14 protein-coding genes and 8 pseudogenes are annotated in these 23,965 nt (G+C 36.3%); 8 read left to right on the plus strand and 14 right to left on the minus strand.

Annotation, left to right across the window (positions count from 1 at the left end):
- Nucleotides 1–4: 4 nt before the first annotated feature.
- Together ABLB96_RS18805 and ABLB96_RS18810 are read right to left on the minus strand one after the other, a co-directional pair.
- Complete coding sequence (locus tag ABLB96_RS18805; RefSeq protein WP_369030307.1) at nt 5–2,356, minus strand: hypothetical protein; 2,352 nt, start codon at nt 2,354–2,356, stop codon at nt 5–7.
- 12 nt (nt 2,357–2,368) lie between these two features.
- Nucleotides 2,369–2,833: a hypothetical protein gene (locus ABLB96_RS18810; RefSeq protein ID WP_000911011.1), complete on the minus strand. Its 465-nt coding sequence runs from the start codon at nt 2,831–2,833 to the stop codon at nt 2,369–2,371.
- A 274-nt stretch (nt 2,834–3,107) separates the two neighbouring features.
- Between ABLB96_RS18810 and ABLB96_RS18815 the strand changes: the two are divergent.
- The 5 genes and pseudogenes from ABLB96_RS18815 to ABLB96_RS18835 form a co-directional block, all read left to right on the plus strand.
- Nucleotides 3,108–3,270, plus strand: a pseudogene (locus tag ABLB96_RS18815) (YhfG family protein); the annotation flags it as partial.
- 12 nt (nt 3,271–3,282) lie between these two features.
- Nucleotides 3,283–3,875, plus strand: a pseudogene (locus ABLB96_RS18820) (Fic/DOC family protein).
- 319 nt (nt 3,876–4,194) lie between these two features.
- A pseudogene (locus ABLB96_RS18825) lies at nt 4,195–4,380 on the plus strand (hypothetical protein); the annotation flags it as partial.
- A gap of 1,005 nt (nt 4,381–5,385) precedes the next feature.
- Nucleotides 5,386–5,691, plus strand: a complete 306-nt coding sequence (locus ABLB96_RS18830) for a helix-turn-helix domain-containing protein (protein WP_000366815.1) — start codon at nt 5,386–5,388, stop codon at nt 5,689–5,691.
- A pseudogene (locus tag ABLB96_RS18835) lies at nt 5,691–6,942 on the plus strand (type II toxin-antitoxin system HipA family toxin). Before ABLB96_RS18830 ends, ABLB96_RS18835 begins: the two are co-directional and overlap by 1 nt.
- A gap of 505 nt (nt 6,943–7,447) precedes the next feature.
- Here ABLB96_RS18835 and ABLB96_RS18840 read toward each other — a convergent pair.
- The 5 genes and pseudogenes from ABLB96_RS18840 to ABLB96_RS18860 form a co-directional block, all read right to left on the minus strand.
- Nucleotides 7,448–8,302: an alkaline phosphatase gene (locus tag ABLB96_RS18840; protein ID WP_000964375.1), complete on the minus strand. Its 855-nt coding sequence runs from the start codon at nt 8,300–8,302 to the stop codon at nt 7,448–7,450.
- A gap of 148 nt (nt 8,303–8,450) precedes the next feature.
- Nucleotides 8,451–9,086, minus strand: a pseudogene (locus tag ABLB96_RS18845) (ParB/RepB/Spo0J family partition protein); the annotation flags it as partial.
- A 61-nt stretch (nt 9,087–9,147) separates the two neighbouring features.
- A protein-coding gene (locus ABLB96_RS18850) for an IS3 family transposase (RefSeq protein ID WP_225367773.1) occupies nt 9,148–10,280 on the minus strand; the annotation gives its coding sequence in 2 pieces (ribosomal slippage) (nt 9,148–10,028 and nt 10,028–10,280; 1,134 coding nt in all).
- Nucleotides 10,281–10,363: 83 nt separating this feature from the next.
- A pseudogene (locus tag ABLB96_RS18855) lies at nt 10,364–10,636 on the minus strand (ParB N-terminal domain-containing protein); the annotation flags it as partial.
- 18 nt (nt 10,637–10,654) lie between these two features.
- Nucleotides 10,655–11,431 (minus strand): ParA family protein, encoded by a 777-nt coding sequence (locus ABLB96_RS18860; protein WP_000104830.1) that lies wholly within the window; start codon nt 11,429–11,431, stop codon nt 10,655–10,657.
- An 891-nt stretch (nt 11,432–12,322) separates the two neighbouring features.
- Between ABLB96_RS18860 and ABLB96_RS18865 the strand changes: the two genes are divergently transcribed.
- Nucleotides 12,323–13,495, plus strand: a complete 1,173-nt coding sequence (locus ABLB96_RS18865) for a replication initiation protein (protein WP_000064928.1) — start codon at nt 12,323–12,325, stop codon at nt 13,493–13,495.
- 130 nt (nt 13,496–13,625) lie between these two features.
- Here the strand turns inward: ABLB96_RS18865 and ABLB96_RS18870 are convergent.
- The 4 genes and pseudogenes from ABLB96_RS18870 to ABLB96_RS18885 form a co-directional block, all read right to left on the minus strand.
- Nucleotides 13,626–14,558 (minus strand): annotated as a pseudogene (locus ABLB96_RS18870) (IS5 family transposase).
- Nucleotides 14,559–14,723: 165 nt separating this feature from the next.
- The gene (locus ABLB96_RS18875; protein WP_005804864.1) at nt 14,724–17,390 is read right to left on the minus strand and encodes an excinuclease ABC subunit UvrA; all 2,667 of its coding nucleotides are present in this window, start codon (nt 17,388–17,390) and stop codon (nt 14,724–14,726) included.
- 43 nt (nt 17,391–17,433) lie between these two features.
- A pseudogene (locus ABLB96_RS18880) lies at nt 17,434–18,657 on the minus strand (IS256 family transposase).
- Nucleotides 18,658–18,750: 93 nt separating this feature from the next.
- Complete coding sequence (locus ABLB96_RS18885) at nt 18,751–19,728, minus strand: MDR family oxidoreductase (protein WP_000276416.1); 978 nt, start codon at nt 19,726–19,728, stop codon at nt 18,751–18,753.
- Between the two features lie 136 nt (nt 19,729–19,864).
- Here ABLB96_RS18885 and ABLB96_RS18890 point away from each other — a divergent pair, with 136 nt between their 5' ends.
- A complete protein-coding gene (locus ABLB96_RS18890; protein ID WP_001043693.1) occupies nt 19,865–20,797 on the plus strand; it encodes an IS5-like element ISAba13 family transposase in 933 nt (310 codons plus the stop codon).
- A gap of 544 nt (nt 20,798–21,341) precedes the next feature.
- Here the strand turns inward: ABLB96_RS18890 and ABLB96_RS18895 are convergent.
- Nucleotides 21,342–21,563: a helix-turn-helix transcriptional regulator gene (locus ABLB96_RS18895; protein WP_000627021.1), complete on the minus strand. Its 222-nt coding sequence runs from the start codon at nt 21,561–21,563 to the stop codon at nt 21,342–21,344.
- A gap of 194 nt (nt 21,564–21,757) precedes the next feature.
- Here ABLB96_RS18895 and ABLB96_RS18900 point away from each other — a divergent pair, with 194 nt between their 5' ends.
- Nucleotides 21,758–22,009 (plus strand): hypothetical protein, encoded by a 252-nt coding sequence (locus ABLB96_RS18900; protein WP_004658363.1) that lies wholly within the window; start codon nt 21,758–21,760, stop codon nt 22,007–22,009.
- 252 nt (nt 22,010–22,261) lie between these two features.
- On the opposite strand, the gene ABLB96_RS18905 is transcribed toward ABLB96_RS18900, so the two are convergent.
- Together ABLB96_RS18905 and ABLB96_RS18910 are read right to left on the minus strand one after the other, a co-directional pair.
- Complete coding sequence (locus ABLB96_RS18905; protein ID WP_001986288.1) at nt 22,262–22,483, minus strand: hypothetical protein; 222 nt, start codon at nt 22,481–22,483, stop codon at nt 22,262–22,264.
- Between the two features lie 33 nt (nt 22,484–22,516).
- Entirely contained in the window at nt 22,517–23,716 is a 1,200-nt protein-coding gene (locus ABLB96_RS18910; RefSeq protein WP_000059658.1) for an integrase arm-type DNA-binding domain-containing protein, read from the minus strand.
- Between the last annotated feature and the right edge of the window lie 249 nt (nt 23,717–23,965).

Raw genomic sequence — 23,965 nt, forward strand, 5'->3', positions numbered from 1 at the left:
ACAACTATTTTCGCTCTAAGTGTTTAATCGATAAAGATCTGACATTATCTTGCAATTGCTGGCGGGCTTGCTGTACATAGACATTTGGAATAAGTGAAGAATACGGATGAAAAGCCTCTCGGTCACGTTGGTCATGACCATAAAGAGCCTGAATTAAATGGAATGCTAAAGCAGTTTTTTTTTCTTCTTTTTCTTCTTTTTCTTCTGCATACATCAAAAAATTCATATCAAAATGACGTAACCAATTCGAATACATATTCTTTGGAAAGATTCCTTCCATATATAAATTTACCCAGTTTCGAGATAAAGGGATTAACTTAACTTTCCTGCTATGCCACTCTTTGACAGTTATCGGCAAGATATCTTTACTATCAATGACCTTTCCGAATAAGTCATTGAGCGCAATTTTTTTCTTTGCAAATACTTGTTTTAAAAGTGGGCTATACAGTTCAATTATTTGTTTTAAAAATACAGTGTAATTTTGCAGTGCTTTTAAGAAGAAATCGGATAGCGGGATAAATCGTCCATCCTTTCTTGCCTTGCTATTCTTTTTATCGTTTACATATAGAATTTTAAGCTCAAAACAATAATCTTCCAAATTCCCCAACAGATTTTTATTAGGCCGTCTGGCCATGCTTAGCAAGCTAACATGCCACATCCAACACGCGTATGCATTCAATTGATTAATGATATGTTGATCTTTTTGAATATTTTCTTTGCAATGTCTATGTAAAAAAGCAAATTGCTCTTTCACAAAACTGGGGTCAAGTGCCAGTTGACTCCCTACCCTCCCTTTAGATGCAGATTGCACTTTGAATTGTTGTTGTAATATTTTGAGTTCAGCCGTGTCTTCTGTAAGTTCCTTAGAATGTGGTGTAAGTGCTGATTCTAAAAAAGCTAAATAGCTGCTATCAAGCTGAGCTTTGGGAAGTCCTCCGTAATAAATACCTGGCACATCATGCTTGATATCCCGCCTCGCAATCACATGAGTAAGATATTCATTATAGGTTTCATAATATATATGAAAATATAATTGGGCCTGAAGTTTTTCAACGGTGATAGTACCCACAAACTGATTAGCAAACCACTTCTTAAGTTCGGAATTAATATCTCCTGAAGAGATCTTTGGATTCGATGCTTGTTCTATGTAGTCAAACCATGCCGCAGGTAGATGTAGTTGGTGAGTCATCTCTTCATTCCAACGCACAGGCTTTAAACTCTTAATTTTCTGCTCGGTAACTTTCAAATTTAAATTAAGTAAATATTCCCGTCGTTTTCTTGAACCATTCTGGATCAAAACACCATCTTGTATGAGCTTGTTAAAATCCATCAGTGCTATGGGAGATAATCCAGTCAAAAGTGACAATAAACATGCTGCAGCGATTGCAGCATCCCTCCAGTGCCCGGATAACTCGGTTCTCAACACATAAACAATTTGCTTCAGTATATCTGGCGCCAAATAATGTGGATTTGTAACAAAAGGAGCATGACGGCGCTGGCGATGCCGCATTAGATGCGTCGCATTATCGCTGAGTATATAATTTAAATTTTTAGACTTTTCATCTTCTGAATAAAACTCCATTTCAGGATCTAATAGATCAACTTCACCCTCTTCATCTTTGTGAAGAGCGGCATCATAAATACTGATCTTTGCGTTATGTCCAATATCTACTTGCTTACCCGTTTTAATTTCACGAAATTTTTTGAGTTCATTTTTCGTCGGCCATTGCAAAACTTTACTTTTTTTTGACTTACGCTGACGATGAACAACACGACGATCATCAAGTCTTTTAAAAATTATTAATAGAGCCGATAAATACTCTATGGCTTGTACTTGTTTGAAATCTTTAATATTAAAAAGTTGATTACGATCCTCCTTTTTCAAGTTACGTTCGTACATGACATAGCGATTTAGTAGCTCACTGCATTCTTGAAATAATTCAGCATGATTAGAATCCAGAACATATCGTGATACATAGCGAAAGAGATCACAAACATGTTTTTGCTTATTCTCAGCTTTATCAATTTTTGCAAATTCTTGATACTGCCGATATGTTAAAAAACTCGCTTGTAGAATCAAATAACGTTCAGACGACAGCTCTTGAGTATTACTAGTAGTCGGGCATGCAAAATAACTTAAAGAAGCTAGATAATAATATTTACCTAATTGTCTAGAACTAGATATATAGCCATATATCTGTTGTGCTTCCTTATATAGAGCATGGGCTTTTTCACGTAAATCATCTGATAGATCGACAAATTGTGTATTCACAACATGATTGCGTAATAAACAATAATCTTTTTGGAATTTTTCTGCTAAATCTAAGAATTGCTCTTCTGTTTCAATCTTTGGCATATTCGCTTTCGCTTAATTTTTTATCAAATTGCATTGGTTAAATTCATTACGATCTGAACAATTTGGTAAAAGTTGATCTTTTATTGAACTCTTTGTCAGCTTAAAAAATCTAGCAAAAAATTTAGCATCCAGCTCTTTCTGAGCTTTTCTCTCAAAGCACAAGTGTTGCTGTGATTTTTCGATAAAATCATCAAGATTATGTATCAACTGTAAGATTGCAACATAATTAGAATGTACACGTAAGCATGGCTCCGTTTGCATTAATAGCAATATTTTTTGCCAAATTTTCACATAGATTATTTTGAACTTTGCTTGTACTACTACTTTCTGGCTCTGTTTAATCTTTTTGATTTTCAGTAGTTCTGAGTTAATTTTTACTATCTTAAATTGAACATTTTGTCGCTCAAAGCAAAAGGGCATGATAAATTGCCCCATAAATATCTCTATATTTTTTACTAAATAGTCAAATTTTAACATTTTTATCGATATAAAAAATGAGCATATCTTTGTATATTAAAATTCATTTAATTTATCAACTAAATTTTCTCAAAATTACAATTATCAACAAATACATATGGTTTACTTATTATGGGTCGTCTAAATTTTAAAAATTCTTCCACTTTTTTTTAGTTTTCTGTTATTACATGAAACAATACCGTTGTATTACATTTTGAAATGCTTTGTATGCAGCATTGATCAAAAAGATTCTCTGCTATACTTACTTCACGTGTAGCATCAATGGAGTTTCGAAATGCTCAGAACCACTGAACAGAAAAAAATATATTCAAGCGACACGTGTGCAAAACTATCAAGCCAGCCTAAAGCTTGAAGGCATTACAACGACAGCTCAAACAACTCAACAAAGTAAAGCTGAAATCTTGCAAAAATATAAGAAGTATTCGCAACCCGAAACGTTAGTCAGGTACATGTATGGGGAAATGGGTGACAGCCTGTATTGTTACCCTGGCACAAATATCCTAAAGAACAAACTCAATATTCGTGATGAACAAATTTTAGAACAAGCTGAACTAGAACTGTCTGGATTGGCAAGTAACTTAATTGAATATGCTGAACCACCTTACGACTTACAATACTTAAAAAATCAATTCATGCGCAGCTCTTTGGCGACTTATACGACTGGGCAGGAAAGTTAAGACAAATCGTATTTCCAAAGGTGACACCCGTTTTTGTAATTTTTTCCCGTATTGAAATTGAAACCAATAAATTACTTAAATCACTTCAAGAAAAAAAGTACTTTCAAGGCTTAGTACCACAATAACTAATTCCTCAACTTGCCGACTTGTATTGTGAGCTTAATGTCATACACCCATTCCGTGAAGGTAATGGACGTACACAACGGATTTTATTTGAGCATCTGATTGCTCATTGTGGTTATGGTATTGATTGGTCTCGCATTGACTCTCAACAACAATGGATTCAAGCCAATATTGAAGGTTTTTATGGTAATTTAAATCCATTAATTCAGATTTTTGAAATATGCTTTATTCAAAATACCTAAAATTTAAGTAGTCAGAGCCCACAATCCTTAATGAGCCATCATCTTTGCTTCAATCCACTGATTAATTTCCCAAATAAACCAACAAACACGATTCTTAAAAATCTTAATACCCTTCGGGTAATTTAGGATCGTAATATGCAGATTACTTATCCAGAATTGAATAGATCGTTAACTTAGATAGACTTTTAAGCAATGTAACTTGCCGCATTTTTATCAACATATGTCTCAAAAAAGTTCGCCTATACATAAATTTATGGTGTTTAGTGATTAATCAACGTCTGATGACCTGAATGGATGTTACAGATTACATGCAATTGAATTGATCTATGGCTGTATTATGGCTTTTGTGTAATCCAATCCATTTGATCCGAATGTTCTCTTTTGCAATAAAGCAGCCTCTTCTGCTTTTCTTGAACCAACGAACAATGCCATTGATTTGATTCAATTGGCAACGGTGATGCTGAATCACATCTCCAAAGAAGGGATTAAATGCAAGAAATGTGGTAAGAAAAAATAGGGGATGGAAGTTATTATCCGTCTAATTGGAACCAGCCCATGAGTGGAGATCAGTTGAGTAAGTATCATCTTAAGTGAATAAGAGAAGGATGGCTCACCTCACTTCTCCAAATAACAACGCTATACTTTTCAAGCCAGTTTAGATATTGGCAACTACATTTCATTCTTCATCATGCTGGTCTTATAGCATGTAGACAATCACTACATCATTTGCATTCAATACTCAATACAGCCTGTCAGCAGAACCGCAGCGATATTTTTTCGTGCATACATGTAGTGTTTAAATCCATTCATTTTTCAATGATCCCCTACCGTTTATCACATTTATGGTCGATCTTTAACCTTGTGAAAAATGCATATACCGATATCTTCAAACTGTCAAATTTATGGATACATGACATTTAAAGAAATTATCCGATCAATTTTTTAGATAAAACTCATCAAGAAAAAATTTATTATTATTCATAACTTCACTAACAACCACATAAAAACAATAATTTAACAAATTATTCTTCCAATTTTTTTAGATTTAGTGTTATTACCCTAAATCCATGCTTAGCTCATTCTATTACATAAATGATTTAGAAGTATCCACGATATAAATTGCTTGCCCTCACACCTCTGCCCCTCTCACGCCCAAAAAATTTACACTAAAAGGCAGATTAAGCCCGTACGAGTTACATATCGCCGCATGCTATGTTGAAAGCATTTAAGAAAATATCCTCAATATTTATAAGATTTTTAAAATATGAACTACTTTTCGAAGAACCCTTTCTAAGTAATGTGACCAAAAAGGAAAAATGAAAATACTGAGATTTCCTTATCAACAATCAGTCAAAGTACATCCTGATGAATTTCTGTAACCGATACCCAAGGACCATACCTACCTTCCGAAGTGCTGTGCAACAAAGCCCTCCTCAACCACACTATAGCTATAAATTAATTCCATTATTTTGTGGTTTAATTAAATTATTAAAGTTTAAGACCCAATTTAATGGATTTATATTTCACTAAACCCGAAGAAGTCGTGACGCTTTTAGGTGAGCGTTTACGTAAGCAACGACTCTTTTTGGAGATGTCTCAAGCTGAGGTTGCAGCACGCGCTGGTGTCGGCGTGAATACGGTTTCGAATCTTGAAGCGGGACGAAATGTATCTGTTGAAAATTTAGTCCGTATTGCAATGGTCTTGGGTCGATTAAACGAACTTCAGGAGCTGTTTCAACCTCAGCTTAACAGTGTAAAAGACATTCTACGCTATGAAAGTCAAAGTAAGCGCCAGCGTATTAAGAGGAAGGGATAATGCTCAACAGTCTTAATGTTTATTACAACGGTTGGGGCGAATCATGGTTATGGGGAACGCTGATTAGTTCAACAGCCACCACAGGTAGACCCACTATTGCTTTTGAATATAGTCCAGAAGCAATACAGCGAGGTGTTCAGCTCTCTTCTTATTTACTCCCTTTAAAAGGTCTACCACTGAGACAGGGTTTTCCTACTTATCAAATGGGATTACCTGGTCCAGTCTATGATGCTTTGCCGGATGGTTGGGGCATGTTATTAATGGATCGATATTTTCGAAAAATTGGACTGCATCCGGCACGAATCGGCCCTTTGGAACGTCTAACTTATATTAGCACCCATGCAACGGGTGCTCTCTCCTTTGAACCCTGTGTCGCAGATATGCAAACTTCAGAGAATATTCCCCTGCCGCAGTCCAAGAAGTCCTCAAAGGAGAAGGTGGCGAATTTTTACAACATTTGCTGGTCATGGGTGGCTCCCCCAAGGTGCCAGATCCAAAGCATTGGTTTACCGAGATCCTGTCAATTTTGAGTTTTCGACGCAAGCTTCTGATCAAAATGAAGCCTGGCTGATTAAGTTTCCTGCTCAGCAAGAGCATCCTGAAGTCTGCGCCATTGAAGCCGTCTATGCAGAATGTTTGCGACTTTGTGCAATCGAGACTCCAGACACCCATTTTTTTAATTTGCCCAATGGTTTAATGGCTTTTGCTGCTAAACGATTCGACCGTCAAAATGGCATGCGGATTCCAATGCAGAGTTTGGCTGCATATACCGGAGCAGACTATAAAGTTCCAGGTAGCCTAGACTACCGCAATTTTCTTCGGGCAACCTTGATGTGTACGCAAGATGTGCGAGAAAGGCTGCATACTTTTAAACGTGCTGTGTTTAATGTACTTTTCAATAATCGGGATGACCATACCAAGCATTTTTCTTTTCTCATGGCAAAAAATGGTCAATGGAAATTGGCTCCAGCCTATGACGTGACCTTCTGTGAAGGTCTAGGTGGTTATGATCAAATGGACATTGTGGAAGAAGCGCTCAATATTTCTCGAAATGACATACATAAACTCGGTACTTCAGAAGCGAATCTGACTACTCTAGAAGTCGATGAGATCATCTTGGCCATGCGTGAAATTGCACTTCAATTTAGTCAAATTGCGCAACGCCTGTATCCTCATCAAATTCGAGAATCTACCCTAGAGATGATTCAATCACGAATTCAACAAAATATTGATTTTTTAACTGAAACCTAAGCGTAAATATAAACTAAGCGCCAACCATCAACTTATAGTTAGTCGCTACATAATCTGTAGAACCTGTGAATTAGCTCGCTTTATAATCACGAATATTAGATGGATCACCGCCAAGATACGTTCTGCAAACGTGAAATCACTACATCCAGATCGAAAATCGCTAAGAAAAAACTATCACCAAAAAAAGGTCTGCACTATGGATAGATGCAGACCAAACTCTGGATAACTACAAGCACGAGAAATATGTCGCAATTTTGTATAGACATGAATTTGATAAAATCAGCCCAGAAAGCCAGAAATTCATAAAAACTATTTCATCAATCCCCTATAACTTAAATCACGTTCATGGTCGATCTTAAATCTTGCGAAAAGTACTCATGCTGACCTAGCCAAACTGTAAAACTCATGTATTCATAGCCTTTAAATGAATCTTTCAATCGTTATATTTAAGGTAAAAACTAGTAATCAGAAGTTATTATCATTCCCATATAAAACAAACATCAGATTAAAAACAATAACTTAGTAAATTATTTTTCCATTTTTTTATATTTAGTGTTATCTTTCCTAACTTCATCTGGGAGAGTTGAGTTTGATCATAGATCATTCGATAGCCTGCTTGTTGCATTTCTGCGATCAAATTCCGTTGGTCTATCCGTTCTCCCCCTTGATCTTTCGGCAGAAATTGACGCTTACCCCCGCCTAGAATCACATCAACCCCATCTTTTAATTTGACGTTATAACGCTGATAGATATCACCTTGCGAACTTGGTACTAATTGGGATGCTATGTCATTTTCAGCATCACGATGACAAATATGAGCATAAGTCGATGCTGGTGTAGCATGCGTAATGCGAGTTGTTGTGACTACCCCTGTACCCCAACCTCGTGCTTTGGCCAATTCGAGTAAAGTTTGGGTGTCTTGCTTATTTTGGTTCTGAGGATTGGTTCCACATTGATGATTTCCGGCCTGATTTGGTTCTACTGCAATTGTTCCAGTCTGCATGGATATCACTTCATTTTTCATTTTTACACCTGTCATATAGGCACCCAGCGATGGTGCGCTATCTGTAACCTGTGCACCTTCTGAGAAAGTACGAACAAATGCTGACTCTGGCAGTTGATCTATTGGCAGTTGGCCATCTTCACCAACAGCGTAAATTCGTGCAGCTGTTAGTGTCGTGATACCCATTGCATCTTCCAAGAAAAAAACCACACGTTGAGGCTGTTTTGATGGTTGTACTGAAGTAGAAGTTGATTGAACTAAAGCAGGACTTTGACAGCACGTCAAAATAACTGTGCCCAAACTACACCATGCCAAACTTATTAATTTTTTATTAAATTTTTTCTTATGCCAAAGCATTGCATCAACTCATCTTAGGATGGTCGAAAAATACGCTTTAAATATTCAATTTACATGACAAATTTATGAAAATATTATTATGACTACTTATATAAATTTTCCTAATTGCAAAAAATAGTGTAGCAACTTGCTACACTATTTTTTTACTTTATTTTTCTAACATTCGTTTTAGGAAAGCTTTTAATTCTTGTAAATTTTGATCATCAAATTGGCCCATTTTTAAAGATACCTTTAATGTATTATGGTCAAATTTGATATTACCAGCAACTTTCCCATCATATTCAATTTTATGTACAATTGAAGTTTGAATTACTTCTTTCGTTTCTCTTGACTTAAAGATTTTTTCAGCTAGTGATGCCAGTTTTGTCTGTTCAACTTCTTTTTTAAGCAATTTTGACCATGCTTCGAATAATGCTTCTTTAGCATTTTCATGGTTTTCATCATGATCTGATAGAAACTTTTTCACTGCTGTAGCAGCGGTCCGTGCTAATAATGACGGCTGTTTCTCCAAATCTTCAATCAACTCTCCAGGTAATTTTTCAAAAGATAAATATTTATACATATCTTCACGATTCATACCTAATGACTTTGCTAACTTCTGCTTATTTTTTTTTAATTTTTCATCCAAAGAAGTTAATCCAACATATATTTCATAATCTGTCAGATCTTCTCGCTTTAAATTTTCAGCTAATGTTAATAAAGCAACTTCTTCATCCGATGCATCAATAATGATTACTTCAATAGTGTTCTTATTGAGAAATTGGTGGGCTTTCAATCGTCTTTCAGAGGTGGTCCCACATGTTTGAACAACTAAAAGCTTATTTATAAGTGATACTCTGCTCTAGTTAAGCTACCTTATTTTGTTGTGGTAGCTGGTCATAGTAAAACTCATCTGGAGTCATTTTGTCCAGACTCGAATGAGGTCGTTTCAAATTATAAAATTCAAAATATGCGTTTAATTGCTTCTTCGCATCCAAAACATTGCTGTAGGCTTTGAGATACACCTCTTCATATTTAACGCTCCGCCATAATCGTTCAACCATCACATTATCAACCCATCGACCTTTACCATCCATGCTGATTTGGATGTCATTTGATTTCAATACATCAATAAATGCATCACTGGTAAACTGACTGCCTTGGTCTGTATTAAATATTTCAGGTCGACCATATTTTTCAATAGCTTCATTTAATGTTTCTATGCAAAATGTAACCTCCATACTAATCGATACTCTATGCGCAAGTACCTTGCGGCTATGCCAATCAATCACAGCACATAAATAAACAAAGCCTTTTGCCATAGGGATATACGTTATATCCGTAGACCACACTTGATTACTGCGCTGAATAGCCAATCCTTTGAGCAGATATGGATATTTGCGGTGAGCTTGATTAGCCTGGCTTAAATTTGGTTTGCAATATAACGCATTAATGCCCATTTTCTTCATTAAAGTACGTGTATGACGTCGTCCTATATGATGTCCTTGACGATTCAACAAATCACGCATCATACGGCTACCTGCAAAAGGGTATTGCATATGTAACTCATCCATACACCGCATCAGCTTCAGATCTGATGCACTCACAGGTTTTGGGCGATAGTAATAACAACCACGGGAGACTTTCAGCAGCTGAGCTTGCTTAGATACTGAAATCTGAAGTGAGTCATCGATTAACTTTTGTGGTTGAAGCGGCCCAGTTTCTTCAACACACCTTCTAAAAAATCAATTTCTAATGCCTGCTCACCGATTTTTGCATGTAGTTTTTTTAGATCGATGGGTGGTTCTGTTGGAGCTTTTGATTGATCGAAAGCTTGCGAGGAAGCTGAAATCAGTTGATTTTTCCAGTCGATAATTTGGTTTTGATGAACATCAAATTCAGCACTCAATTCAGCAAGTGTTTTTTCTGCTTTAATCGCAGCAAGTGCTACCTTAGCTTTAAAATCATTTGAATGATTTCTTCTTGGTCTACGTGCCATAAAATACTCCATATATTGATGTTTATAACATCATTTGGGGAGCAAAATATCACTTATAAGTGTTGTTCAAATTTCCTGATCCACCTCTTTTCACCAGCAATCAACTCATATTTATCATTTATTCTACGAACTGCAATTGGTTGTAATAGCCCAATTTCTTCAATTGATGCTGCTAAATCTTCAATATCTTGTTGATTAAAGAGTTTTCGAGGCTGGTTAGGGCTAGCCTGAATATCTGTAATTTGTACATTACGTCTTAGCTCTTTGACATCGTTAATATGCTCCTTTTGGGCATGTTGATGCTTTTGAGTATTTTGCTGAAGACGTTTAGCCAATAGCTCTTTATTACTTACCATAGTATTTCCAGAATTATATTATCCGACACGCTGAACAATTTCTTGTGCTAAAGTTTCAAAAGCTTTTCGAACTTTTGAGTTTTTATCAACAGATAATAAAGGTTGTTGCAAAATTGCAGCTTGATTAACCTTAGTGCTCATTGGAATTGTGGTATGCAATAATTCTCCAACTTGATTAAATGCTTCATCTTTTATTAATTTACATACATTCTGACGCTCATCATGTTTAATTAATAAAGCACCTAAGAGTTCTAATTCAGGGTTAACTCTTCTAATTTTACTTAAATGATTAATTAAATCAGTAACACCATAGAGACCGTATTGTGAACCAGATTCAATTGGAACAATAACATGTGTCGAAGCGGCTAAAGCATTGCTGGTTAGTAATTTTAAGCTAGGAGGGCAATCAATAAGAATGTAGTCATATAATCCTTCTAGAATTTCCAATTTATTTGAAAGTTCCTCGGATGGTCTTGGTGCATCATCTTTCAATTGATCTTCAGTTTTACCAAGAGTTAATGAGCCATATATTAAAGAAACATTTTTAAATTTTGTTTCTTCTTCTAATGCTTCCGATAATAGACTTATATCACCAATAAGTAATTCAGCTGATGTAGTTTCAACTTCGCTAGGGTGTCTTAATCCTATATGTAAACTTGCATTTGCTTGTGGATCCAGATCAATTACTAAGACCTTATTTCCTAATTCAGCAAGTTCTGAAGCAAGATGTACTACAGTAGTTGTTTTCCCGCAACCACCTTTATGATTAGCTACAGCAATGATTTTAGTTGACATATTTGTCTTAAGGAATTTACTTTGATTTCATTTAATATAAAGATATTTGTAGCAACTTGCTACAGTTCCTTTGTCATATTTTTATCTTTTGAATTCAAAAGATGTGGGAAAAACATTTCTTAACTTTTTTAAAAAATATAGCTAGCTAATTTTAATTAGTATTAATTAGTATTAATTAGTTAATTATAATTAGACAAGTTTTATTTTTTAAAAAACAATTAGATAGATTTTTTAAAGTGGAAGGTTTGTCACTAATAAGTGGAAGGCCTGTCACCGATAAGTGGAAGGTTTGTCACTAATAAGTGGAAGGTTTGTCACTGATAAGTGGAAGGTTTGTCACTATGGTGGAAGACTTGTCATTGTGATTTATTTTAATGTGTATTTTTTAATTTAAAACAATACGATTCAACTGCTTGTGATGTTGATAAGTTTGTTTTTATTGAAATAAAGGTGGAAGACTTGTCATTAGATGTTTTTTATTCTGTGGATAAAATATTTGTATAAAATTTAATTGATAACATGATGTTTGATAGTCAAGAATACCGGAATGGTGGAAGGCTTGTCACTTTAATGGTGGAATATGTGTTGAGTAATTCCACTTTAGTGGTGCTGTAGGCTATTCCTACTTTCAAATTGATTGCTTGAGCGACACAGATGAATTATCAAAGGTGGAAGAACTGTCACTTAAAAGTGTTTATTTTTATATTTATTCCACCATAAGGCTGAATAGTACCAAAATTGCACTTTAATAGTGACACTTCTTCCACTCTTAAGGTGTTTGATGGGCATAAACTGAGTTAATTTAATGTAAGTATGAGAAAATAGTGAGCGGTTTGCATCTTCTTCCACTTTTGTGTATAACATGTAGAAAATATTTTAATCTTTCCACTTATGAGCAATCACAACGAACCAGAAGAATTAGAACATCTACCTTATTGTATTGGTAACATTCGACATAATGGAGTAGTCAGCACTAGTAACCGTCTGATTAGACCAATTGAATTATCATCTAATGAGTATAAAGCTCTTCTTTATGCAATGGCTGTTGCGAATTATGGTGAGAAGAATAATCAAGATCGTGAAATTACAGAGCAAACTTATATTTATTTGCATAAAGATGATTTAGGCGAATTATTAGGATTAGATAAAAAGAATTCCATTAATGTTGCTATTGATCGTATTTATAAAGAATTATCATCACGAGTAGCTCATTTTGTAATTGAAGAGCCCGTGGATGATAATAAGCGTAAAGTTAAAAAAGTACACTCAGTAGTACCAATTATTCGTGAACTCCGTTGGGAAGATGATGCTAAAAATGCTTTGCAGATACGTTTCACCAGTGAAGTACTTCCGTATTTTACTCGTTTAGCAAATGGAAATTTTACGACCTATCAATTGAAAGATTTATTTGCTTTGGACTCTGTAACCAGTATGAGTTTGTATTCATACTTTATCAAAAATGAATTTAAGTATGCTAATCAAGATTCTTATGAGGTTGAACTTTCACTTGAGAATATCAAAGCATTAATTGATATTGGGGAGAAAAAATACGATCGTTGGGTTGATTTTAGACGATACGTTTTAGACAAGATTATTGAAGAAATTAATGAAAGGACTAGTCTTCAATTAGAGTACGATACCATCAAGAAAGGTCGACCTATTGTCGGAGTTCGATTTAAAATTCTTAATAGGCATGCCACTGAAGTTGTTGTATCTAATACTAATGATAAGACTCAAATCTATTTAGATGTCAATTTTGATGATAACGCGCTTGTTAAAGAATTAGGTGCGAAGTTCGATATGACTGTAAGGTCTTGGTACATCTATGCAAACGACCCAAATTATAAACAGTTTAGTAAGTGGTTTAAGACAGAAGGGTGCTTAACTGAATCTCAAGCAAATGTGATAGTTAATGATATTATGTTCCAAATGGATTTTGCTGTAGCTGGCAGTTCAATGAGTGAATTTAAGAAAGAAATGAAATATAAATTAAAAAATAATCCAAATTTTGTAAAAGAAAATAGAAAACGATTGAATGAAATCTTTGGAAAAGACGTTATATGACTGTGTAGCAAGTTGCTACACTTTTTACTATAAGATGTAAAATAAGCTTAATATCAGTTTATGTCATATTTTTATAGGGCTTTGTTGCATAAAGGTTTGAAAGATAGAAGCGATCCTAATTGAGCCAAATTCAAGTGACAACTTGGGTGTGAGGGCGCCCCAATTCTGTGAATTTGTTCAAAAGGGCTACGCGTGCATGAATCTCATTCACCTGACTAGGAAAACTCCTTGCTGTTAATTTATCGCCTAATAATTTGATGCAATGCATCTTGGTTTCCACCAAACTTCGACGGTGATAACCAGACCACTTTTTCCAAAGTGACCTTCCTAGCAGTTTGACTGTTTTCAATAACTCATTTCGCTCTATAGACCTGACTTGCTAATCTTTCCGAGGCTTTGTATTCTTCCTGGGTGGAATGACCGCATGTGCATCACGATTTAAAATGACTTGTCGGCAGTGCTTTGTGTCATAAGCACCATCTGTATAAACTGAATCAATTCGTTCATCCAAGGGAACTTGAGAAAGTAAATCTTCGAGCACTTGTGAATCGCTGACATTATTTGTCGTGAGTTGTACTGTACGTATTTGAAGGGTTTCAGCTTCTATAGCAATATGGAGCTTACGCGATTGGCGACGATATTCAGATCCATGTTTCTTGCATTTCCATTCACCTCCACCTAGAAATTTCAAGCCAGTAGAGTCCACGAGTAGATGCAGACCATCTCTACTTTTTTGGTAGCTAATTGCAATATCAATATGCTTTTGTCTTCTACAAAGCGTGGTGTAATCTGGTGCTGTCCAATTTAATACACAAATTTTAATCAGACTTTGGACAAAGCCAGTGACCATATGTAAAGATAGACGGAATAAGGATTTAATCATTAACCAGCATTGGATAGCTGCGTCGGAGTAGGTTTGATTTCGCCCTTGTTTGCCTTTTGATGGAGCATACCATTGCGTAGCAGGATCAAACCAAATGGCAATATTTCCGCGACTCATGAGTGCTCGGTTATATGCGGGCCAATTGGTTGTGCGGTAGATTTTGTGTGTAGGCTTCTTCATTTAAAAATTATATCGCTGAAAAAGCCGTTACAGATAGGTTTGTGCAACAAAGCCCTTAGTTGAAAAAACTTTTAGATTTCATGCTCACACACCACCTAAAACAAAAAATATCTGATTGATTTTACAGGCTTTTAATTTAATGTTTTATTCTACCCACTCGCAATATCAACGTTTAGTATCACGACTCACTAACTCATTAACTAAATATGGAGCAGTACGGCTATCTTGATTTTCTGTTATTTGTTTTGGTGTTCCTGCCACAACAATATTCCCACCAGCATTTCCAGCACCTGGTCCCACATCAATCACCCAATCTGCTTGTGCAACGGCACGCATATCATGCTCAATCATAACCACGGTATTACCCGCATCGACTAATCGCTGCAATTGAACTAACAATCGATCTACATCTGATGGATGCAAACCTGTAGTTGGCTCATCAAGTATATACAGTGTATTTCCACGCTGATTGCGTTGCAGCTCGGTCGCCAATTTAATACGTTGCGCTTCTCCACCAGATAGTTCAGTCGCTGGTTGCCCTAAACGTAAATAACCAAGGCCAATTTCCTTTAATAATTGTAGTGAACGAGCAATCGAGACCTCTCCATCAAAAAAATCACGTGCTTCATTGACGGTCATTCCTAATATTTCAGCAATATTACGTCCATTCCAGCGAATTTTCAGAGTGTCATCATTATATCGAGCACCATGACATGTCGGACAAGGGGCATATACACTTGGCATAAACAATAATTCTACACTGACAAAGCCTTCACCTTCACAAGTTTCACATCGCCCTTTAGCCACATTAAACGAAAAACGTCCAGCATCATAATGAGCTTGGTGAGCTTCAGGAGTCCCAGCAAATAACTTTCTAACATGATCAAATAAACCCGTATAAGTTGCCAGATTAGAACGTGGAGTACGACCAATTGGTTTTTGATCAACCTGTACCAGACGCTGTATAGCCTCCACATCACCAGCCAGAGAACCCTGTGTAACCTCGGTAACCAACATTCCTTCATTTAAAGGATTATTTTCATTATTGTTTTTAGTTTCAGATTCATTGCCTAAATATGAAAGTACTAACTCGGGTAAAGCTTGAGAAACGAGACTAGATTTACCCGAACCTGAAATACCTGTAACTGCTGTAAGTACACCAAGAGGTATACGAGCATCAATATTATGCAGGTTATGTCGGTAAATATTGTTAAGTTCAAGCCAACCAGAGGGTGTACGTCCATAACTTTGAGTAACTGGGATTTTATTAAATAAATAACTTGCAGTACGTGAAGCTGAAATCTCACTTAAACCCTGAGGTACTCCACTATATAAAATATTACCACCTTGCTCTCCTGCATCTGGTCCAACATCCACTAACCATTGAGCACGACGCATGAGCTCTAAATCATGCTCTACAACAAATACGGAGTTTCCAGCGTCTCTTAATTTATCGAGAGAATCATATAATGACTGACTATCTGAAGGATGTAATCCAGCAGACGGTTCATCCAGTACATAAACTACACCAAATAGCATAGAACTTAATTGTGTTGCTAAACGCAAACGTTGTAACTCTCCCGCTGAAAGAGTCGGTGTGGCTCTATCTAATGTTAGATAACCAAGACCTAACTGGCGTAATTGATTTAAACGCCCCACCACACCATTTGCTAAACGCTGGGCAGCAATTTTCTTTTCATCTGAAAGTGCTGACGTACGTCTTACATCTGGAGATACAGAATGCACTGCTCTACCTGTTGTTGCTCGTTCAGATCTATCAAGTTGGGTTACTTTATTATTAGTCTTTTCTCCAGCATCATGAGCTTCGAAATTGCCAAGAACAATGGGCTCAAGCAGGCAAGTTAACTTATCCAAAGAAAGTTGCATAAACTCACCAATATCTATTCCAGCAAAGGTAATAGATAAGGCTTCTGGTTTAAGGCGTTTACCATGACAGGAAGGGCATATTTTTCCTTCCATAAAACGTGAAACACGTTTTTTCATCGACGTACTTTGGGTATTAGCAAAAGTATGAAGGACATAGCGACGAGCACCAGTGAAAGTGCCCATATAGCTGGGTTCTAGTTTACGTTTAAGTGCAGATTGAGTCTCAGCGGGGCTTAAACCAGCATAGACAGGAACTGTTGGGGTTTCTTCAGTAAATAAAATCCAGTCTCTATCCGATTGCGGTAAATCTTTCCATGGTCGATCAACATCATACCCTAGGGTTACTAGGATATCGCGTAAGTTTTGCCCGTGCCAAGCAGGTGGCCATGATGCGATAGCTTTCTCACGAATACTCAGTGTTGGGTCAGGAACCATTATCGATTCTGTAACTTCATAAATGTGACCTAAACCATGACAGGTAGGACAAGCGCCTTGAGGAGTGTTCGGTGAAAAGTCCTCGGCATATAACATTGGCTGATCGGCAGGATATGCACCAGCACGCGAATAAATCATTCGCACGAGACTTGATAAAGTTGTTACACTTCCAACAGAAGAACGGGTATTACTTGCACCACGTTGTTGTTGCAATGCTACTGCTGGTGGTAGACCATCAATAGCATCAACATCTGGTACTCCGACCTGATCTATTAAGCGTCTTGCATAAGGTGCAACAGATTCGAAATATCTTCTTTGTGCTTCAGCAAAAATAGTTCCAAAAGCAAGTGATGATTTTCCTGAACCCGATACACCTGAGAAAACAACAAGTGCATTTCTTGGGATAGAAACATCTACATCCTTAAGGTTATGCTCACGTGCACCTCGAACTTCAATACAATTATTAGATAAAGTAATGTTATTGTGTTCACCAAAAGAATGTATTTTCATGTTTCTACGAGCCTGTAAATTATTTTGTGTAAGTCCCATTTTTTTATAAATGATCTTTTAATCGATCATCGAACTGAATCGTAAACCAATTCATTGCTAAACGCCAATTTTGAATTGGCATGGTCCATTTTTTAGCAGCATTTGAAGTTGCTAAATAAATGACCTTTTTCACTGAATCATCAGAACAGAAGATCTTTCTCTTTTTAGTTGAATGGCGGATCACGCTATTCAATGATTCAATTGCATTTGTTGTATAAATCGCATGACGTATTTCAGCAGGATAGCTAAGGATCGTTCGGATATTTTCCCAATTTGCCCGCCAAGATTCTCCAATTTTTGGATACTGGTGATTTCATTGATCGCAGAAGATATCTAGGGACTTTAAAGCATTTTCCTCTGTACTTGCCTGATAGATCGCCTTCAATCCTGCTGTTACAGCTTTGTAGTCCTTCCAGCTCACAAATCTCAGGCTATTGCGTACAACATGCACGATACACAGCTGGATATCAGTATGAGGGTAGACAGAGGCTAGCGCATCAGGAAAGCCTTTTAGTCCTGAGAAGCGCTGCTTCGCAAGGCAGGCTACAAGAATATCTTGCACTCCTCGATTTTTAAGCTCTGTCATGACTGACAGCCAGAATTTGGAACCTTCTGTTTGAGCAAACCACATGCCAAGAAGTTCTTTTTGGCCATCTAGGTTAATGCCTAATGCTAAATAAACTGATTTATTGATTACTGTTGAATGCTGACGAACCTTAACAACAATGCAATCTAAATAGACAACAGGATAAAGACTATCGAGTGTTCTATTTTGCCATTCTGTCACTTGTTTAATGACAGCATCCGTCACCTTACTAATAAGGGAGGCAGATACATCGACATCGTACATTTCTTTAAAAAAAGCAACAATTTCTCTATTTGTCATTCCTTTCGCATATAGCGAAAGAATTTGATCATCCATGCTAGTAATGCGTGTTTGATGCTTCTTAATAATCTGTGGTTCAAAAGAGCCGTCACGATCACGAGGGATATCTAAAGCAAGCTGCCCACCTTGTGTTAGAACTGTTTTGGAGCTAAAACCATTACGTGCATTAGATCCATTCTTAGGTTGATGCTTTTCATAGCCTAAATGTTCAGAAAGCTCAGTATTCAGAGCGGTTTCGATCATGAACTTTTTGAATATGGCTGTCATTTGGTTTAAATCTTCAGGAGTTTTTAAACCTTTAGCTAATTCAGCTGCCATACTTTTGATTGTAGCTTCATCCATGTGAAGTACCTCTTTTTATTATCCTCAGTAGGATAAATGAAAATTAAGTACTTACACAAAATTTAGAACAGTCCCACAACTCATTTTGTTGAACTATATCTGTACAACAACTCTACCTCGAATTTTTCCATCTAAAATTTCATTGGAAATATTTAAAGCATCTGTTAACTGAATTTCAGTCGTTACTGTTTCTAATTTTGTTTGATCTAATTCTGTAGCCAAACGTTCCCATGCTTCTTTTCTTAATTCGATTGGTGCCATCACGCTATCAATTCCATATAAGGTGATCCCTCTTAGAATAAATGGAGCAACTGTTGCTGGAAAATCCATTCCGCCTGCCAAACCACACGCAGCAACTGCACCACGATATTTTGTACTAGCACATGCATTGGCTAAAGTATGGCTTCCAACAGTATCAATCACGCCAGCCCAAACTTCTTTGTTTAATGGCTTTCCTGAGGAAGATAATTCAATACGATCAATAATTTCACTCGCACCTAGATAGGTTAAATATTCTGACTCTTGAGGTCGACCAGTTGAAGCTGTAATCTCATAACCAAGATGATTCAAAATAATAATGGAAATACTACCTACTCCACCATTTGCACCTGTCACTAAAATTTTTCCATCACTTGGTTTAATACCATGTTTTTGTAAAGCCATGACACACAACATTGCGGTATAACCTGCTGTACCAATAACCATCGTATCTTTAAAAGAAAAAGCAGAAGGTTTTTGTATGAGCCAATCACCAGAAACAGTGACTTGCTCGGCTAGCCCTCCAAAATACTTTTCACCCACTCCCCAACCATTTAGTAGAACTTCATCTCTTTCTTTCCATGCTGGATGTTTTGATTCAATCACAACACCCGAAAAGTCGATGCCTGGGGTCAAAGGAAAACTACGCACCACTGGTGAACGCCCAGTAATGGCTAAAGCATCTTTATAATTGAGTGTTGAATATTTGACTTCGACTCTAACCTCTCCTTCTTGTAAAGGCTTTGATGCAATCTCAGTAATTTTTGATGTGTAACCTGCTTCATCTTTAGTAATTACAATACCTTTGTACATAGAACTTCCTCTCTATTTAATTAGACTGTTTGTCTAGAATTAATTAAAAAATAAATACAGACGTCTGCATTTATTTTTTAATGGCTTTGTTGCACAAACCTATCTCTAAAGGCTTATTCCACAATATAATTTTCAAATGAATAAGTCGACACCTAAAATTTATCGCACAACCAATTGGTCTTCATATAACCGGGCTCTCATTAATCGTGGAAATATTGCCATTTGGTTTGATCCTGCTACGCAATGGTATGCCCCATCAAAAGGCAAACAAGGACGAAATCAAACTTACTCCGACGCAGCTATCCAATGCTGCCTAATGATTAAATCTCTCTTTCGATTGTCTTTACGCATGGTCACAGGCTTTGTTCAAAGTCTCATCCATCTTTGTGGGTTAAATTGGATAGCGCCAGACTACACTACAATTTGTAGACGACAACAGCATATTGATATTGTGATTAGCTATCAAAAAAGTTGTGATGGACTGTATCTAATCGTTGAATCTACAGGTCTGAAATTCTTAAGTGAGGGTGAATGGAAGCGTAAAAAACATCAGCCTGAATATCGTCGCCAATGGCGTAAACTACATATTGGTATAGATGCTAAAACCTTACAAATACGCGCTGTTCAGCTCACAACCAACAATGTGAGTGATTCACAGGTACTTGGTGATTTACTCGATCAGATTCCACAAGATGAGAGAGTTGACTCCGTCTATACCAATGGAGCTTATGATACCAAACAGTGCCGACAGGTCATTGCGGATCAGCAAGCACATGCAGTGATTCCACCAAGAAAAAATGCGAAGCCATGGAAAGATAAAAAGATGGGCTCGCTAGAACGCAATGAGTTGCTTCTAACAGTTAAACGTTTAGGAAGAACTATTTGGAAGAAATGGTCAGGCTATCATCGGCGAAGTTTGGTTGAAACCAAGATGCATTGCATCAAATTATTGGGGGATAAACTCAGTGCGAGAAATTTTCAAAGCCAAGTCAATGAGATTCATGCACGTATGGCAGTATTAAATAAATTTACGGACTTAGGCAGACCACATACCCGAGTTGTCACTTAAATTTGAGTAGATATGAGAAGTCTTAACTTTTAAATCTTTGTGCAACAAAGCCATTTAGAATTAGAAATCCCAAAGCAATCATAGAGTCCTTGAGCTAAAATATATTGGACTCTCTGCGAACCTCAAATGAGATTCAGCTATTCGATGGATTGCGGACATCTATCGAACGTTCGATCTCAAACACTATGACGTCAAGATCGGGTACTTAAAATTATCAAAATGATAAAAAGAAGAAATTTAAATGGTGAAATGAAAAATCATGTAAAAAGACTAAAAATCTTGCAATAAGTACAAGGCAACGTAAGATCAGCAGTGAAGTCATTTTAAATTCCTTGTACTGCAATTTGCATTACATGGAACAAACCCACAATAGTTACCGCTATTGTGGGTCATTAGCCCTCTTCTTGATTAAGTTATAAGAAAAAAACCTCTATCATTCGATTGATTCTTTTATATAAATAATAAAGTAAATCTCTGTTTTCGATGAAATTTTATAAAGTTCAGTATTAGACCTGTAGAGAAAACTTATCAAAAGAAGTATTGGTTAATCTTTTTCTTCAACTTCTTCCTTAAACTCAAACAAATCATTCATCGTACAGTTAAAGTATTTACATAACTTATCAGCGACTGGCAATTCGATACGTATAGCACGGTCATAATACATACTTGTCAGCGTATTACGATTAATTCCTGTCGCATGCACCACTTCACTTAATTTTAAAATTTTTCTATCGCCCATGAGGCTAGATAACTTACAAGTAATCATATTTAAATTAATTTACAAAAAATAACTTGCTGTGGGTTATTTAAAGTTGTTGACTGAGTAATACTTTGCTAAAATTAACCTACAGCAGGTTATTACAACTTATAGAAAGTATATTTTATCCATTTCAACTAAATTATAACTTTTTAAATATAAGGATTGAACCTGCATTAGATTATTTTGTGGAGATGACCGCCGTGTTACCAAATGAGTTATTGATCAGCCAGCAAGCTCGTGACTTAGGAAATCAATTAATTAAAGAAATGAACATCAATAGAAGTTATGGAATGGCTAATTTTCTTGGAGTAAATACTTGCTATGATAATCATCAGGCTGTACTTATTTGGACATTTCAACTGCTTGAAAGGGAACCAGCCTTAAATGAATTAGCAGAAATTAAAAAATATTTTCTTTTAATCTTTCCAGATAGTGTTTATCAATTAGCCTAAGTTGTTTTTAAAATTAATTTATTAAATAAAAAGCACTAAATCAAAGAAAGCTTTATTTAAAAATACCGATTAATTCAAAAACATACCATTTACTGAATATATGAAGCATAGGTTCCTGCTCTATCACTCACTCGTACTAAAATTACATCGCTCTTTTTACTGATACTAAACAATTTATGTCCACGCCACGTTCTGCGGCTTCGAGGGCTAGTTTTTGTTGAACCACTGAGAACAAGGACAACAAACTGCCTACTATATTTTCCCGGAGAGTGGTGTAGGAACTTTTTCATTATTGCTAATCATATCAGCGACAACATCAGCAACGAGCTCCTCTATTCCTGAGAATGCTTTAGACTGATCCGCATCAAGCCAAGACAATGATGGAAACTCAGCACACAACCCAACATACTCATTATATTCTGCTGACCATGTAACACGGCAAGTATATTGTTTACTATCCATTTGAAACCCCATAATGTTTTAAGTCTATGTATAAAAGTACGATTTTCACTTAGCAGTACTTAAATAATCACCCCACCACTGCATCATTTCAGTCCGCTGGGCTAAATAGTCAGCGTGATTATAGCTGGCACGGGTACGGTTCTTATCAATATGTGAAAGTTGTGCCTCAATCCAGTTATCCTGGAACAAACCTGAGTCATTCAAAATGGTACTAAAAGTGGAACGTAGTCCATGAGAGGATAATTGATGTTTTCCATAGCCCATCTTACGTATAGCCATATTTAATGTATTAAAATGAATCGGTTGATTATGTTTCCGTGGGCTAGCAAAAATGTACTTTTCACCGTATGACCATTGCATGACGTCTTTTAAAATATCTAAAGCCTGATCTGAAAGTGGAACTAAGAAGTCGGGAATCTCATGGCCTAATATGACTTTTCGTCGAAACTGTTTAATATGCAAGGCAGGTATTTTCCAGATTTTTTCATTTAAATCAAAATGATGAGGCTCAGCCAATAACAATTCAGCCCCTCGCACGCCAGTATGTAATTTGAACAGCAGTGCTTTTTTAATAATCGGATGGGCATCCAATTTTAATAAATTTTTCTTAAAATCTGATATATCCTCCGCTTTCAAATACGGATAATTCTTCTTGATTTTACTGTTAATGGCGATTTTATTTAAACCATGCGCGATGTTGAATTCACAATAACCCATCGCTACAGCGTAGTCATAAATTTGGTTCAAATAACTACAAGCTTTCTTGACAGGTTCTTTTACTTGGCGTCCCTCTATTTTTTTGATTACTGAAACCAGGTCATAACGCTTGATGTTTTGAAAAGGTAAATCCTGAAGGTCTGGATAAATATCTTGCTGTAAACATCTTTCTGCTAACTGTAGTACACCGCAGCGGGGTGAATCATTAAATGCATTTTTCAGTTTGAACTGCAGCCACTCCTCCCCTACCTTACGAAAGGTGATGACATTAGAGACAGTATCATGCTCAAAACAATAATTATTGTCTTTAAAGTCATCTTTGACTTGTCGTGCCTTTTTCAGCGATAAATCAGGATAAAGCCCCAACTGAATGCGGCGACGTTTTTTTGTTTGTGGATCTGTATAGCGATAGCACCAAGATTTTCTTCCAGTCGGCTCAATCTTCAGGCTAAGTCCATCTTCATCGGATAAAAAACAAGTTTTTTCCTTGCAATGAGCTTGGCGAACTTTAATTTCAGTAAGACTCATGAAATTTAAATGAAACCTATCAGCGGATTGACGAGATCCATTATATCAAAATAGAAGAAAATATATATGATGCGTACACTACGCATCATATATATTTGTAATATATTGTTTTATATATTTAATATTTTAAGTATTTGTATTTTAGTAACCATTATAAGTACCACCTCTTCTTTAAGTTCCCAACAACTCACTTTTTCTGTCATCAATGTTAAATAAGTCTTGTGCTTTAAATTCTTAGATGACCTCCTC

The organism is Acinetobacter sp. XH1741, from assembly GCF_041021895.1.
In the GTDB taxonomy this organism is placed as follows: Bacteria; Pseudomonadota; Gammaproteobacteria; order Pseudomonadales; family Moraxellaceae; genus Acinetobacter.